Here is a 14,576-nt window from a genome sequence, read left to right on the forward strand (position 1 = left end):
AACTCGGTGCGTCGCCGGTCGTCATCCCGGGCGCGGAACTCTACACCGCGATGCAGCTCGGTACGATCGACGGAGTGCTCTATGCCGCCGAGGCCGTGGCCGCGGCCAGCCTGCAGGATTTCTGCAAAGCGATGATCTACACCCCGAACTGGAACACCGGCGTTGGCCACTGGGTAGTGAACCAGTCAGTCTACGACTCCCTGCCCGAGGATCTCCAACAGGTTATCGAGTTCGCGTCGCGCTATGGCAATGCCGCGCAGGCCATGAACTACCAGGCCGCCGAGGCCAAGTTCATCCAGGTCCTCACCGGTGCGGGCATGAAGATGCACATGTCGTCGCCCGAAGAACTGGATATGCTGCGTGAGGCGGCCCAGATGACTTGGGACCAAGTCGCCAGCCGCTCCAAAGCTGCGGCCCAGGGTGTCGAGATCGTCCGCAAGCAACAGAGCGAACTCGACTCCATGTAATCCCGCGGGATCTTGCCGGCCAGCACGCAGGGCGTGCCGGCCGGGTTCCGGAATCTGAAGGGGGAAGCCGAGATGGCCGACAGTCCACCCAGCACAACCCGGGGGCCGATGGCGGGGTTTTTGAGAGCCATTGACAGCCTCAGCACGGCGACTGCGATCCTTTCGGCCCTTGCCTTACTGATCATCACGATCGTCGTCTGCTACGAGGTCACGTCGCGCTACGTGTTCAACAGCCCGACGATCTGGGCCTGGGACATCAACACGCAGCTCATGCTGGCAATGATCATGCTGGGGCTGGCCAACGTGCACCGCCGCGACCGCAATATCGCGGTCGACGTTCTGATCGAATGCCTGCCCGAGCGCGCCAAAGCCGCGCTCGGCGTTCTCTTCGGCCTGCTCCTTATCTTTCTGGCCGCCACGATCACCTGGATCGGCTGGCCCTACTTCCACCAGTCCCTCGTCCGCGGTCAGGCGGCACCAAGCCTGTTCGCCCCGCCGCTCTGGCCGGTGAAGTTCATGATCCCGATGGGGGCTTTCATTCTGCTCCTTCAGGCCATTGCCCGGATCATCCGTGACGCCGCTCGCTTTCTGCACCCAACCGACAATAATCAGGACGCCCCACGAACATGAGCACGGAATTCGCCACCACTCTGATCTTCGGAAATCTCGTGCTGTTTCTCGTCTTGGGCTTTCCCGTCGGCTACTCGCTGATGGGCGTCTCGGTCATCTGGCTGATCCTCCTGAAGGGTGTTTTCATTCTCCAGATGGTCCCCGCCACCCTGTTCGAGACCGGCACAACTGAGATCTTCATCGCCGCGCCACTCTTCATACTCATGGCCGTTTGCCTTGAGCGTTCGGGCATCGGGGCGCGCCTCTTCGACGCGATCTACAAGTGGAGCGGCGGGATGCCCGGCGGCCTTGCCATCGGCACCATGATCGCCGCCACGGTCATCGGCGCGATGACCGGCGTGGGCGGCACCGCCGTGCTCGTTCTGGGTGTCCTAGCCGTCCCGGCGATGCTTCAGCGCGGCTACGCGATGTCGATCGCCATCGGCGGTCTTCCCGCCGGGGGCGCACTGGGCGTGCTCATCCCACCGACCGTGATCGGCGTTCTTCTGGGCGGTTTCACGGGCATCCCCGTGGGCAGCCTTTTCTTCGGCGGGGCGATGCCCGGAGTACTGATCTCGGCCATGTTCTGCATCTACATCCTAGCCAGGTGCATCATCTCTCCGGAGCTGGCGCCGCCCTTGCCCCGCGACCAGCGCGCGACCCTGTCCGAGAAGGTTCGCGCGACGGCCCAGATCGCACCCGCGATCCTGCTCATCGCACTGGTGCTCGGCACGATCTGGATGGGTATCGCGACGCCGACCGAAGCCGCAGGAATCGGCGCGGCGGGCACGATCCTTTTCGCCCTGCTGGGCCGGCAGCTTTCGTTGCGCGGCCTCTATGAGGTGATGCGCAGCGCCGGTGAAATGTCCGTGATGGTCATGACGCTGCTAATCGGCGGCGCCCTGTTTTCCCGCCTGCTCCAGGTTTCGGGCTCGGCAAGGATGCTGGCGGACGCGATGGTCGGCATCGACATGGGCGTCGCGGGCACGCTCATGCTGTTCATCGGCATCGTTACAATTCTCGGCATGTTCATCGACGGCTCGGCCATCATCTTCATCGTGAGTCCCATAATGATGCCGGTGGTCGGCAGCCTAGGAATCGACCCAGTCTGGTTCGGCGTCCTGATGATGATCTCGATTTCGGCGGGATACGTGACGCCCCCCTTCGGCATGAACCTGTTCTACCTTCGCGGCATACTCACCCAGATTTCCGAGATGGAGGGCTGTGAAGAGGCAAAGCGCGTCACCATGGCGACCATCTGGTCGGTCTCGCTACCCTACGTCATCATCATCTATGTAGCGATCGGACTCATCATCGCCTTCCCCGAGATTGCGACTTGGCTACCCGCGCGAATGAGGTGAATCGGACGCGCGGAAGACCGTGACGAACATGTCATTCTGAACTGATGCGGTGGATGCCCCCACCCGACGGCGCCGTTGTTTTCAACAGATCGGTGACGCGACCACGTCTGTATCAGCGCTTGGCGGAGCAAGCGCGTTGCCTCGTGGCCATAGAAGCCTGTGCTACGTCACATCATTGGGGCCGTGTTGAATCGCATGGCCATGAGGTGCGGTTGATCCCTGCCTATGTGACACTGTTCATGAAACGCCAGAAGATGATCAGGCTGACGCCGAGGCGATAGCCGAACCAGCAAGCCGCCGCAGCATGCGCTTCGTGGCGGTGAAGAGTGCTGAGAAACAGGGACGAACGGCAACGCACCAGTGTTTTGTGCGACAGCGGACCCACTTGATCAACGCGCTTAGGTCACATCACATACTAATAAATGGGATTCCCAAGTTTGGGTATGTGATCTAATACTTTCCAATAGCACCCGTTTTGATGAGATGCGCGATATCGGCATCGGAGATTTCCAAAATATCCGACAGAATTCGGACCGTGTCGGCGCCAAGGGCCGGAGGCGTACTGCGGATCGTTGCGGGTGTTTCTGACAGGCAAGCGGGAAAACGCGTCAGCGGCAGGTTGGTCCCGCCGGGCGACATATGGTGTTCCAGCATCTTGCGGGCCTGAACCTGAGGGTCCTCGAACACCTGATCCACGCGGTTGATTGGTCCGCCCGGGACACCACTGGAGGAGAAGGCCTTGAGCAGGTCATCCCGGCTCCATTTGCACAAGCACATGGAAAGTTCGGCTTCCAGCCGTGCGCGATTGGCGACGCGTGCTTCGTTTGTCGCGTAGTCGGGGGATGTTTCCATATCTTCGCGACCTAGCAACTGGCAAAGCGCCCGAAACTGGGTGTCGTTTCCGACTGCCACGATGACATCGCCATCGGCGACCGGGAAAGAGCGATAGGGCACGACATTGGGATGGCTGTTGCCCATCGGTTGCGGAACCATGCTGCCGACCAGCCAGTTCATTGCCTGATTGGCAAGAATGGCGACGGCGCTGTCCAGCAGTGCGGAATCGATATGTTGGCCGATGCCGGTCGCTTCTCGATGGCGTAAGGCGGCGAGGATCGAAATAGTGGCATACAGGCCGGTGAACAGGTCGATTACGGCAACGCCTGTTTTGGTGGGTTCGGATCCCGGAGCTCCCGCAGCGGGGCCGGTGACACTCATCAAGCCGCCCATGCCCTGCACGAGAAAGTCGTAACCGCCGCGTTTGGCGTATGGGCCGTCCTGACCAAAGCCGGTGATGGAGCAATAGATCAATCCCGGATTGATCGCCTTGAGGCTGGTATAGTCAAGATTGTATTTTGCCAGGCCGCCTACCTTGAAGTTTTCAATTACCACGTCGCATTCGGCAGCAAGTCGGCGGACAAGCTCTGCCCCTTCGGGATTGGCGATGTTGATCGCGACGGAGCTTTTGTTACGGTTGCAGCAAAGGTAGTAAGCGCTGAAAAGACCGTCTGGCCCATCGCTTTCGCGCAAATAAGGAGGGCCCCAGCTGCGCGTGTCGTCGCCTTTGCCGGGCTGTTCGACCTTGATTACCTGTGCGCCAAGGTCGCCCAGGATCTGTGCCGACCAGGGACCGGCGAGGATCCGACTGAGATCGAGAACCCTGATCCCTTTCAGCGCGCCAGCAGTGATGTCGGCCCCTTTGTCATTTCTAGACATTTCATATCTCCTTGCTATCTTTCTATTGGAAGAAATTATGGTTCATTGATTTGACTCGGCGCGCATGGTTTGACGGGATAGCGTTCTATGGCGTGGTCGATCACCTCATGGGCATCGATCAATCTGCCTAACCAAGGATGCCATGGATAAAGAACCTCACGCCGGTCAGTAACGTGAATGTTCTGGCGTTCAGTTGTACAACGCCGTCAGGCCGCATTTGTCGCTCGGAGACCATGCGCCACTACAAGCGCGCCAAGCGCTTGAGCAATTTGAAGGCTCCACGCCCGACACGCTTGCCCAAACCGAAACCCGTGATATCAAAATCAAACCCGCAGACTCTCGTTATAAACGAGGAACCGCCGAGGGACAGGTCACTCAGCTCAACGGAAGAACTCCCACAGATAGCCTCAAAGCGGCAGAAGGGGATCGGCGCGGCGCTTACAACGGCATTCCGTCCGATCACCCCAGAGGCCCCCGCGACCGATACGTGACCAGGCAAGCTCATCACGGCGCGTACTCGAACCAGGCATTGGTCAGGACGACCGCATCCCGCGTGGGCACCCTCACCCGGCATAGCGCAATGCCCGGCGCCTTATTCCAGAAATCAACAGCCAGCGTTTCGCCGGGATAGACCGGCGCTGAAAAGCGCGCCGCAAATCCCTTTACGCGCGCCGCTTCATCGCGGCACAACTCGGCGAGCAACGCTCGACAGGCAATGCCAAAGGTAGACAATCCGTGCAAGACCGGCCTATTGAACCCTGCCTCGCGGGCGACATCGGGGTCAGAATGCAACGGGTTCAAATCACCTGACAACCGATAGATCAGTGCCAGTTGAGCCGGGGTAGCGATTTCAACGCTGCCATCGGGATCTCGCTCAGGAATCGGGGCGAGCCGGCTTGGTAAGGCGGGATCGCCGCCAAAACCGCCAGCGCCCCGACAGAAAATCGTGTGTCGGATAGTCGCCAGCTTTGTTTCACTCGCTGTATCATACAGAATGCGTTCCATCAGGATTAGCGCTCCCTTGCCAAGGCCCTTATCCGCCAAGTTCGTAATGCGGGTACGAGACTTGACCGTGCCTTCGATGGGTAGCGGGGCGTGAATTTCCATTTCCTGTTCGCCATGCACTACCTTGACGTAATCGACACCTGTCGCCGGGTCGCGCAACCACGCACCATCATAGCCCAGCACGTTGACCATGGCCGGCATCACCTGGGGCGACTGTCCCTGATCCAGAAAACGTAGCTGCCCCTTATCGAGAGGATCGTCGCCATAGCCTAGGCCAAGGGCGTAGATTGCTGCATCGCGCCAGGTCCAGGAATGTAGGACCTCTTCGCGCTCGAGACCTAAAAGATATTCAGGATTCAAAGACATCAGCTCGGCTCCCAGCTGATGACATCGGCTGAACGTTCAAGCGGTGTCAAATGACTACGAAACGCATCGGGCAATACCTCAGCAATAGTTTCCGCCGTCCACCCTACTCTGCGGTGAATGCTGCGAACAGGGCGCGGCTGCGAAAACAGGTAGATCTCGTTGTTGCGAACCGAGAATATCTGGCCGGAAATCCCCGCCGCCGCATCAGACCCGAGAAACGCAACCAGCGGGGCGAGTTTCTCCGGCGTCATTCGCTTGAGTTTGGCAACCCGGTCGCGATCCGCTTCTGTCTCCGTTGGAATTGAGCTGACCATACGGCTCCAAGCGAAGGGTGCGATGCAATTCGATCGCACATTGTAACGCTGCATATCCATCGCAATGGCCCGACCAATGCCTTGGCCCTCGCCGGTCACGATGGCAGTTTTATCCTCAAGTATTCCAGTCAATTAAATGTATCCTCATTGTCTCATAGGGTGGCGGCCGTGCCCAAGATGGCCGTTGCCTGACTTGACAAAACGCCACCATTGGCGTGAGCCAAGGCAATTTCCGCACCTTCCACCTGTCGCTCACCAGCCACGTTGCGCAGTTGTTCAACGCACTCGATCAAGGTGTACAGCCCGTACATCCCTGGATGGTTACAGCTCAGCCCGCCACCGTTCGTGTTCACCGGCAGGCTGCCACCTGGCGCGATGGCGCCCGACGAGACAAAGCTTCCGCCTTCACCTTTGGCGCAAAACCCCAGATCCTCCAAGAACAGGAGAGTGCAGATCGTGAATGCATCATAAAGCATCACGTGGTCGATATCGGCCACACTCACACCTGCCTCGGCCATAGCGCGAGGGCCGGAAATCGCCGCACCGGTTTCAATCAAAGATGGCATACAGGCGATCTGCCGATGGGTGATACCTATCCCGCTCCCCAAGACCGGAACCAAAGGCTGTGCCAGATCACGCGCCCATTCAGTCCGGGTCAGAACAATCGCGCCGCCTCCATCAGTGACAAGGCAACAATCCGCCTTGGACACCGGGTCGCTGATCATGCGTGAAGACAGGACCTCTTCGATCGTCAACGGATCGCGGGCGAAGGCGTCCGGATTTTTCTGCGCCCATTGGCGGGCAGCACAGGCCACGTTGGCAAGATCTTCACGAGTAGTTCCGAATTCATGCATATGGCGCGCCGCCGCAAGCGCGTAACTCGACAATGGATAGCGTGGCGCATAAGGAGCCTCGAAAGCCTGAGGGTCGGGCATCGACACCAGCTTTCCACCCGCACTGCGCTGGTTAGAGCCATAACAGACAAGTGCCACAGAACACTGTCCAGTTGCCAGCGCCGCCATTGCAGACCGAAGGTGGAACAGAAATGACGCGCCGCCCACCATGGTACCGTCCGCATGACGCAGTTGTCGCGCTATGCCCAATCGTTCGGCAGCGTTCAACACCGGCAGGCCACTGCTTGAAATCGCACAATAGAGACCGTCGACATCGCTCAACGACAAACCGCAATCGGCCAAAGCAAGACAAGCGGCTTCCTGCATCTGATCAAAGGCTGTCAAACCCGGAGCGTTCCAGCGTTTCGTATTGCCGATACCGGCGATCGAGATTTCTCCGCGCAGCGAGTTCATTCGCTATCCTCCTTAGTACGGAACAGCACAAGGGGTTCTCCCTCTCCGACGATTTCGGCCCGGACTTCCATGCCTATGCGTACTGCATCGGGAGCAATGCCTTCGACGCGGCTCATCATGTGCGGGCCCTCATCCAGTTTGATGATCGACACATTGTAATCGCCGCCTCGGCTCCGGACGGTCGTGGTGGAATAAACCGTTCCGCTCCCTAGTGCTTCGACCAGAGGCGGAAAGGTCTGACCACACATCTGACAGCACGCGACCGGAGGGAACTGAACATTGTTGCAGGCGTCGCAGCGCTGGATCAGAAAACGACCGCCCAGGAGCCCCTCACGCCAAAGCGCCTCCGGGCCATCAAACAGGGTTTCTCTACTCATCTGGGTATCCTTTCGTGTCCGTCGTCAGATGATTTGGGACGTCTGAGCGTATTTCCTCCGGAATCTCTCCACCGGTCATTCTGAAGGCGGTCCGTCTTTACCTCGAAACGCGGGATCAAGTGCGCCTGCCCCCACGGGTATGCCGGTCAAAGCGGCATGACGATCTGCGTTTGGATCACCACGCCGGCGGGTTTGCCGTCGTTACGCCTGATCTCTGTCTGCCAGATGATGGTCCGCCGTCCCAGGTGAAGCGGGGTCGTGCAGGAGTGCGCGACATCCCCGACCTTGAGCGCGCGGAAGAAGTTCGTCTTGCTCTCGACCGTGGTCGTCGTCTGCCCCTCCTTCAGGTGGAAGGCCGTCGCCGTCCCGGCCACGTTGTCGGCGAGCGCCATCAGGGCACCGCCGTGCAGGACGCCGTTCATATTGGAATGCGCCTGTGTGACGGGCATTCGCGCCTCGATCCGCGTGGCGGCGGCCGAGGTGATCTCGATCTGCAACAGCTCGGCGAAGGGCGGCTGCACGCCTCGAAGCCGGTCGGTTAGATCGCGTTCCGTATCGTCCTGCATCATGCCTCCGTTCCGGGCCAGGCGGCCCTGGGCGCCACGAGGAATGTTCCGTGACAAACCACCCCGCGGCCCTCCACGCTCGCAGCGAAACTGGCTGTCCCGCCGTCGTTCCAGATTTCCGTCACCACGGCCTCGCCCGGCAGAACATGTCCCGAGAGGCGGGCCGCAATTTCGCCGAATCCCTCGGGCAGTCCGTCGCAGCAGGCCGTGATCAGGGCACGTCCAGCAATCCCGATGACCGCGAGGTCCTGGAGTATGGGACGTTCGAAGCCCGCCAAGCGCGCCACGTCGGCATCGTGGTTGACCGGGCTCCCTCCGCCGCTACCGAGGTGCACCAGCGCCAACTGGCCATGCGTGGGCATCTCAACCGTATGATCCGCCGGGCGGGACGATGGAGCACCATCCAGGGCATCGTCCTGCACGTGGACCAACGCCGGATCGTCGCCACAGCGAAGCTGCTGCCGGACCATCGCAAGCACGTCTCCGGCATCGCTCAGGATCTCGTGCTCCACCTCGATGGACATTTCCCCCGATGGTCCTTCCGCCGCTTCCGTTATCCGGCCTTGCACTCGCAGGTTTGCCTCGACGGGCATCGGCGCATGGAGCTGGACGACGATGCCCGTCACCGCATAATGCTCCGGGCCGCCATCCGACATGAAGGGCACCCAGTGAGACGGAGCGGCATGCGCCAGCGCCATGTGCGGCGCACTGCGCAATCGGTATTCGTCCAGCAGTTCCTGATCCTGATCGGCGCCGGGATCGACACCGGCCCCTATCGCGAGCGCGTGCATGACGCACTCGCGCCAGCCATGGTTCCGGCGGCCGTTCGCGACCTCGAGGCCGACGTATTCCGCCGGAACGGCTTTCATCAAACGGGGTCCCAGCTGAAGACGTCCGCCGACCTCTCGAGCGGGGTCAGCGAAGGACCGAACGCACCCGGCAGTTGCTCCGCCAGCGCCGAAGCGGTCCATCCCTCACCGCGATGCAGCGAGCGCACGGGACGCGGTTGGCTCATCAGAAATACCTCGTTGTGGCGCACGGCGAAGACCTGGCCGCTGATACCTTCGGCCCGGTCCGACCCGAGGAAGGCGACCAGCGGGGCGATCTTGTCTGGCGTCATCTGCTTGAGCTTCTCGACCCGGTCCCGCTGCGCCTCGTCCGTTACGGGGATCGAGCTGATCATGCGACTCCAAGCAAAGGGCGCGATGCAGTTCGACCGGACGCCGAAGCGCTCCATGTCCATCGAGATGCCCCGGCTAAGCCCGACGATTCCCAGCTTCGCCGCCATGTAGTTCGCCTGCCCGAAGTTCCCGATCAGGCCGGCCGTCGAGGTCATGTGCACAAAGGCCCCGCTGCCCTGCGCACGGAACTGCTTGGCCGCAGCACTGCTGACATTAAAGCTGCCCGTCAGGTGGACATTAAGCACCGCCTGCCATTCTTCGCCGGTCATGCGGTGGAAGATGACGTCGCGAAGGATGCCCGCGTTGTTGACCACTAGGTCGACGCTTCCGAACGAATCCATCGCCTGTTCGACGATCCGCTGCGCGGCGCTCGCGTCGGACACGGACTCGAGGCTGGCGACGGCTTCGCCGCCCGCCCTCCCAATCTCCCGCGCCACTGTCTCGGCCGCCGAGGGGTCGTCAATATCGCCTGTCAGGGTAGCGCCGATATCGTTCACCACGACTTTCGCGCCTTCAGCTGCAAGCCCTTCCGCGACCGCGCGTCCGACGCCCTGCCCGGCGCCCGTAACGATCGCAACCTTGCCGTCCAGAATTCCGTTCACGTCTTCACCTCTTTCTCTTGTGTCTTCGGGATTCGACGGTTCACTCCCCGGTGAATGTCGCCGTTCGTTTCTCCAGCATCGCCGCGACGGCCTCGTCATGGTCGCCAGTCGCATGGGTCAGCGCCTGCATAGCCGCCGAGGTCTCAAGTATGCTCGACAGGCTGGATTGCCCCGCTTCCCGCATGAGTCGCTTGGTCATGCGAACGGCATGAGGCGGATTGGCCGCGATCTGGTCGGCAAGGCGGCGCGCCTCGGCCAGCAGGTCGTCCGCGGGCACGATCCGCGAGATCAGACCACAGGCAAGCGCCTCTTTGGCCGAGACGGGCGCCCCGGTGAGGGCCATCTCGCAGGCTTTCGAGAAGCCGACGATCCGCGGCAGAAGCCACGCGCCGCCATCGCCCGGCACGAGCCCGACCTTGACGAAACTCTCCGCGAAGACAGCCTTGTCCGACCCGATCCGCAGGTCGCACATGCAGGCCAGGTCGCATCCTGCGCCGATGGCGGGGCCGTTCACCGCCGCAATGACTGGAACTTCCAGGGCCTCGAAGGCGAGCGGAAGACGCTGGATACCAGAGCGGTAGTTGCGCCGTGTACGGACCGGCAGCGGATCGTTCAGCCCGCCCGACTGCCCCATCTTCCGCAGGTTGCCACCGGCCGAGAAGGCCTTTCCCTCGCCGGTCAGGATCACCGCGCGGACCGACACGTCGGCATCCGCACGCCCGATCGCGTCAAGCAGCGCCTCGATCATGTCGGTGTCCGAGATCGGGTTGCGCGTTTCAGGCAGGTTCAGTTTCAGCGTTAGGACGTGGCCGTCGCGTTCTTCCAACACCAGCTCGGACATTATTTTCTCCTCCTACATCAGTATCATCGAAGTCCCAGTCCACGGGCGACGATCCCGCGGAGGATTTCCCGTGTGCCGCCGCGCAGCGAGAACGAGGGCGCGCTGGCCATCGTTCGTCCCAGAACCGCTGCAAAACCATCGTCGGGGTTCAGCGATGGCGCGGTATCGATCAGACGGCGGGCAACCTCGGGAATCTCCTGTTCGAACGTGGCGCCGAGGTCCTTGACCATGGTCGCCGCCAAGGATGCGTCACCTCCCGCCGCTAGGGTTTCGGCAACCCCGGTAGACATGCGCCGCAGCACGGCCAGGCGCGCCGCAAAGCACCCGATCGCCTCCTGCGCGGCCAAATCGGCGTCAGGCCCCAGTTCCCGGATGAGTTCGATAAACAGCGTGATGGAAGAGAGGAACCGCTCGGGCCCGCTGCGCTCAAGGGCAAGTTCGCTCGTGACTTGGGCCCACCCCTGCCCCACGGCCCCGATCAGTGCCTCATCAGGCAGAAAGACATCATCGAACGCGACCTCGTTGAAGTGGTGCTCGCCGGCCAGGTCCAGGATCGGACGGATCGTGACGCCAGGTGTTTGCAGGTCCACCAGGAACTGGCTCATGCCCGCATGGCGGTCGCTGTCCCCGTCGCTTCCGGAATCGGTCCTGCAGAACAAGATCATGTAGTGGCTGTGATGCGCGTAGGTCGTCCAGAGCTTCGTTCCGTTGACCTGCCAGCCTCCGTCGACCTTGCGAGCCCTTGTACGGGCCGCTGCCAGATCGGACCCGGAATCCGGTTCGCTCATGCCGATGCAGAAGAACGTCTCGCCCCGGATGACCCCTGGGACGACCTTCTCGGCCTGTTCCGGTGTACCGAACCGCAGGATCAGCGGCGCGCTCTGGCGGTCCGCGATCCAGTGCGCCGCGACCGGTGCGCCTGCGGCCAGGAGTTCCTCCAAGACGACATGGCGTTCCAGCGGACTCCATTCATGCCCGCCGATGTCGCCTGGCATGGTCATGCCCAGCCAGCCGCGTTCGCCCAGCTTCCGGCTGAACCCCGCATCGAAGCCCATCCAGGACTGTGCCCGCTCGAAGGCGGTCCTGTCGTGGATCGTCTCGGCCAGGAACGCCCTCACCTCCTGCCTGAGCTCTTCGCGCGGGGCGTTGCCGTCCCGTGCCGTGAGGTTCGGCCAGAACGCATCGGCGCCGTCCCGGAGCACCCGGCCGCCGATCATGCGTGACCAGTAGGTGTCGCTTCCGCCTTCGTCACGCCATGCCCAGAGGCGGCGCGTCAGGAACTGGAGGACGTGTTCCGAAGTAAAGCCGATCGCGCCATGCACCTGGTGCGCGTCCGCTGCGCAGATGCCCGCAGCCTGGCTGGTGGTCACTTTCGCCGCGGCAATGCTCTCGGCGTCCACGCGTCCATCTGCTTGAATCGCATAGCCCGCCAGCTCACAGGCCGACCGGGCGGCGGCGACCTGCGCCGCCATGGTCGCGATCATGTGCTGGATGGCCTGCCGCCGGCTGATTGGCTTGCCGAACTGGACGCGTTCACCGGCGTAGCCGACCGTAAGGTCGAGCACCCTCTCCAACGCGCCGGCCAGGGCCACGGCGCGCAGCGCAGCGCCGATTGCGGGAAACGAGCCCATAGTCAGGCCGTCCGGTGTATTTGCCACCGAATGCGCGTCCAGCTTCGTGTCGAACCAGAGGGCGTCGCGGCGTTCACCGGCAATGTTCCGACCGGGGGTCAGCGTGGCACTCTCGGGCGACACGAGGGCAAGCGCGGTGCGGTCACCGGACCGGGCAGGTACGAGGACTGCCGCCGCTCCCTCGGCCCAGGGCACGTTCCGGGCCGCGCCGGTCAGGCGCAGCCCGTCGCCGTCCCATGTCAACTCGGCATCCGTGTCGACAGCCAGCGCTAGCCGGCCGGCAGGAATCTCAAGCCCCGCAAGCTTTGCACACCACGTGGCGAACATTGCTTCCCCGAGAGGCACTGGCAGCGCGGCGCGGTTGATGAGACGCACGATCTCGAGCCCCTCGGCAGGAGACAGGTCCGATCCGCCTTCTTCGGCAGGCAGCAACGCACGCGGCAGGCCCAGCCCGGACAGCTCCTGCCACAGGTCCTCCGGCCATTCTCCCTGCTCGCAGGCACGAAGAAGCTCGGGATCGAACTTCTCCGTCCCGAACCGGTCGATCATTTCCGACATTGCGGCATCAAGCATGAGTTTCTCCCGGCTTCTTTTCTGTTTCAGGGCACCGGATCAAACAATTAAATACTACTGGGTATCATTTCAACAGGTAAATCACATCTGCGTGACCTAATGGGATGAACTGCCTTCCCGCCAAGATTGCAGCTATTGTCGTGTCAATCAGCGGAGAAGGAAGAAGATTTCGATGGAGATTACAGTTTTGGGCATCGATCCGGGGCCTTCAGTTCGCCGCGCACCACATCCGATACCGCCCCGGCCCGGTCATCTCGCGGATCAGGCCGCATGCCTCCATCCAAGCTAGGTTGCGCTGCACTGCCGCGCGGCTGGATCCAGTCAGGACCTCCGCCATTGGCGCGGTAAAATCAGACCATCCGACGGGGCCAACGAGAATTCTGCTCCTAAAAGCTGGAGCGTTTGCTTCAGCTCTGCTCGTTCGTCCTCATCAGTTTCGCGGGAATTCTGACTCAGGGTACAGGGTTGGTTTAGGTCAGAAATTTTCAGAGTTACGCCGCAGGGTGACAAGATCATGCGGGAGCTGGTGACGATCACGAATTCGACAGTGGATGTGTCTGATCCTGGTTCCAGGCAGACAGGGGATCTGTGGTTGGCTGTGGCTCAGTCTCTGGGAGTGAAGGTCGAGAAGGAGAAGCGGGAAGCTGCCATCGCTCAGGCTCAGGAACTGGTTCAGAGTGGTGGAGCCTTCCGTCCGGCAGTGGATCTGATGAAGCTTTGGCTTGATGAAGAGGGGATGGGTCAGTTCCGCCAGAAACGCCTCGTGAGTGCCATTCGGGATGCTGGGAAGCCAGTGACCATGAAAACCATCCATGCGCTCCTGACGGTGGCCCAGATGGAGCAGGCACACAAACTGGGAGGGGAAGCCCTGACCCAGTTCCAGACCTCTCTGGCTCTGGAAGCAGACGGTGTGACGGACGGTCCCATCAATGCCATGGTGCATATGTTCAGCGGGACAGTGGATGAGTGGTATCTGAAGACCTTGGCCAAGGGTGGTTGGTTCTTCGATGGCACAACCCGCACCCTCAATGAACAGAGAGCCAAGGACGAGGATGACCTCTACCATGAGGGTGCCGCACTCTTTGATCGGGGTTTGGCAGATTATCTGGGTGGTCTGAAGGATGAGGCCAAAGAGGATGCTCTGCGGGTCTATCGGGTGCTCGATGCGCTACTGGACGGGTTTGATGCCAAGAGTGAGAAGGCCGGTGCCGATCCGCGGTTTGCCTCTGATCGTGCTGTGGTCAAGAACCCTCTGACCGTGATGATCTATGGATCCGCCAAGAAAGGCACTGTCGGCAAGCCAGCCTATTCTGGGAAATCCGGTAGGCGTCGATCTTGCTGCGGTACCAGCAGCTGGACCTTAGGGTGTCTCAGGCTGAAAGAGGGGTCTGGGAAATTGTTAGGGTTTAGGAGCAAAACTTCCGAGTTTTGGCAAAGCCAGACTCAATTTTTAAGATAGCACCGTGCTTGGCTGTCGTGCCGACCTATGGGTGCCCTAAACTCTGGAAAGCTAACCGCAGCATTCCTAAGCGAAATCGAAGACCATCCCTTGGGGCTGCCAGTCCTTGAGAGACGCCATGAGCATCCTCGCTTTGAGAACGTTATTCGGCCGCGTCTGCCTTGCCAGTGCCGAGGCCGCGAAAACACTGGCCGATACCACGGG

14 protein-coding genes are annotated in these 14,576 nt (G+C 61.3%); 4 read left to right on the forward strand and 10 right to left on the reverse strand.

Annotated features, from left to right (window positions below):
* The 3 genes from ACSSVY_RS20425 to ACSSVY_RS20435 form a co-directional block, all read left to right on the forward strand.
* Positions 1–467: TRAP transporter substrate-binding protein (locus tag ACSSVY_RS20425; protein ID WP_454271692.1), on the forward strand; the 467-nt coding region annotated here is incomplete at its 5' end.
* Positions 468–539: 72 nt separating this feature from the next.
* Positions 540–1,097, forward strand: coding sequence for a TRAP transporter small permease subunit (locus tag ACSSVY_RS20430; RefSeq protein ID WP_454271694.1), 558 nt, complete (start codon positions 540–542; stop codon positions 1,095–1,097).
* Positions 1,094–2,437 carry a TRAP transporter large permease gene (locus ACSSVY_RS20435; RefSeq protein ID WP_454271695.1) on the forward strand — a complete coding sequence of 448 codons (1,344 nt, stop codon included), beginning with the start codon at positions 1,094–1,096 and terminating at the stop codon, positions 2,435–2,437. Before ACSSVY_RS20430 ends, ACSSVY_RS20435 begins: the two co-directional genes overlap by 4 nt.
* A 450-nt stretch (positions 2,438–2,887) precedes the next feature.
* Here the strand turns inward: ACSSVY_RS20435 and ACSSVY_RS20440 are convergent, their stop codons facing one another.
* From ACSSVY_RS20440 to ACSSVY_RS20485, 10 genes are all read right to left on the reverse strand, one after another.
* Positions 2,888–4,150 (reverse strand): CaiB/BaiF CoA transferase family protein, encoded by a 1,263-nt coding sequence (locus tag ACSSVY_RS20440; protein WP_454271696.1) that lies wholly within the window; start codon positions 4,148–4,150, stop codon positions 2,888–2,890.
* A 504-nt stretch (positions 4,151–4,654) separates the two neighbouring features.
* A complete protein-coding gene (locus ACSSVY_RS20445; RefSeq protein ID WP_454271697.1) occupies positions 4,655–5,521 on the reverse strand; it encodes a MaoC/PaaZ C-terminal domain-containing protein in 867 nt (288 codons plus the stop codon).
* Positions 5,521–5,934 carry an SDR family oxidoreductase gene (locus ACSSVY_RS20450; protein ID WP_454271699.1) on the reverse strand — a complete coding sequence of 138 codons (414 nt, stop codon included), beginning with the start codon at positions 5,932–5,934 and terminating at the stop codon, positions 5,521–5,523. The genes ACSSVY_RS20445 and ACSSVY_RS20450 overlap by 1 nt, the downstream gene beginning before the upstream one ends.
* 53 nt (positions 5,935–5,987) lie before the next feature.
* Positions 5,988–7,142: an acetyl-CoA acetyltransferase gene (locus ACSSVY_RS20455; protein WP_454271701.1), complete on the reverse strand. Its 1,155-nt coding sequence runs from the start codon at positions 7,140–7,142 to the stop codon at positions 5,988–5,990.
* Positions 7,139–7,519 (reverse strand): Zn-ribbon domain-containing OB-fold protein, encoded by a 381-nt coding sequence (locus tag ACSSVY_RS20460; RefSeq protein ID WP_454271702.1) that lies wholly within the window; start codon positions 7,517–7,519, stop codon positions 7,139–7,141. Before ACSSVY_RS20460 ends, ACSSVY_RS20455 begins: the two co-directional genes overlap by 4 nt.
* 146 nt (positions 7,520–7,665) lie before the next feature.
* The gene (locus tag ACSSVY_RS20465; RefSeq protein WP_454271704.1) at positions 7,666–8,088 is read right to left on the reverse strand and encodes a PaaI family thioesterase; all 423 of its coding nucleotides are present in this window, start codon (positions 8,086–8,088) and stop codon (positions 7,666–7,668) included.
* Complete coding sequence (locus tag ACSSVY_RS20470) at positions 8,085–8,954, reverse strand: MaoC/PaaZ C-terminal domain-containing protein (RefSeq protein ID WP_454271706.1); 870 nt, start codon at positions 8,952–8,954, stop codon at positions 8,085–8,087. Before ACSSVY_RS20470 ends, ACSSVY_RS20465 begins: the two co-directional genes overlap by 4 nt.
* The gene (locus ACSSVY_RS20475; RefSeq protein WP_454271708.1) at positions 8,954–9,868 is read right to left on the reverse strand and encodes an SDR family NAD(P)-dependent oxidoreductase; all 915 of its coding nucleotides are present in this window, start codon (positions 9,866–9,868) and stop codon (positions 8,954–8,956) included. Before ACSSVY_RS20475 ends, ACSSVY_RS20470 begins: the two co-directional genes overlap by 1 nt.
* A 40-nt stretch (positions 9,869–9,908) precedes the next feature.
* Positions 9,909–10,709: a crotonase/enoyl-CoA hydratase family protein gene (locus tag ACSSVY_RS20480; RefSeq protein ID WP_454271709.1), complete on the reverse strand. Its 801-nt coding sequence runs from the start codon at positions 10,707–10,709 to the stop codon at positions 9,909–9,911.
* A gap of 23 nt (positions 10,710–10,732) precedes the next feature.
* The gene (locus ACSSVY_RS20485) at positions 10,733–12,913 is read right to left on the reverse strand and encodes an acyl-CoA dehydrogenase family protein (RefSeq protein ID WP_454271710.1); all 2,181 of its coding nucleotides are present in this window, start codon (positions 12,911–12,913) and stop codon (positions 10,733–10,735) included.
* A 514-nt stretch (positions 12,914–13,427) separates the two neighbouring features.
* On the opposite strand from ACSSVY_RS20485, the gene ACSSVY_RS20490 reads away from it, so the two are divergent.
* Entirely contained in the window at positions 13,428–14,372 is a 945-nt protein-coding gene (locus ACSSVY_RS20490; RefSeq protein ID WP_454271712.1) for a hypothetical protein, read from the forward strand.
* Positions 14,373–14,576: the final 204 nt, after the last annotated feature.

Source organism: Roseovarius sp. MBR-51 (assembly GCF_053628575.1).

Bases quoted from the DNA above. Each gene is read 5' to 3' on its own strand.
- ACSSVY_RS20485 (WP_454271710.1), bottom strand. From the start codon at position 12,913: ATGCTTGATGCCGCAATGTCGGAAATGATCGACCGGTTCGGGACGGAG.
- ACSSVY_RS20435 (WP_454271695.1), top strand. From the start codon at position 1,094: ATGAGCACGGAATTCGCCACCACTCTGATCTTCGGAAATCTCGTGCTG.
- ACSSVY_RS20445 (WP_454271697.1), bottom strand. From the start codon at position 5,521: ATGTCTTTGAATCCTGAATATCTTTTAGGTCTCGAGCGCGAAGAGGTC.
- ACSSVY_RS20430 (WP_454271694.1), top strand. From the start codon at position 540: ATGGCCGACAGTCCACCCAGCACAACCCGGGGGCCGATGGCGGGGTTT.
- ACSSVY_RS20465 (WP_454271704.1), bottom strand. From the start codon at position 8,088: ATGATGCAGGACGATACGGAACGCGATCTAACCGACCGGCTTCGAGGC.
- ACSSVY_RS20470 (WP_454271706.1), bottom strand. From the start codon at position 8,954: ATGAAAGCCGTTCCGGCGGAATACGTCGGCCTCGAGGTCGCGAACGGC.
- ACSSVY_RS20460 (WP_454271702.1), bottom strand. From the start codon at position 7,519: ATGAGTAGAGAAACCCTGTTTGATGGCCCGGAGGCGCTTTGGCGTGAG.
- ACSSVY_RS20490 (WP_454271712.1), top strand. From the start codon at position 13,428: ATGCGGGAGCTGGTGACGATCACGAATTCGACAGTGGATGTGTCTGAT.
- ACSSVY_RS20440 (WP_454271696.1), bottom strand. From the start codon at position 4,150: ATGTCTAGAAATGACAAAGGGGCCGACATCACTGCTGGCGCGCTGAAA.
- ACSSVY_RS20480 (WP_454271709.1), bottom strand. From the start codon at position 10,709: ATGTCCGAGCTGGTGTTGGAAGAACGCGACGGCCACGTCCTAACGCTG.
- ACSSVY_RS20455 (WP_454271701.1), bottom strand. From the start codon at position 7,142: ATGAACTCGCTGCGCGGAGAAATCTCGATCGCCGGTATCGGCAATACG.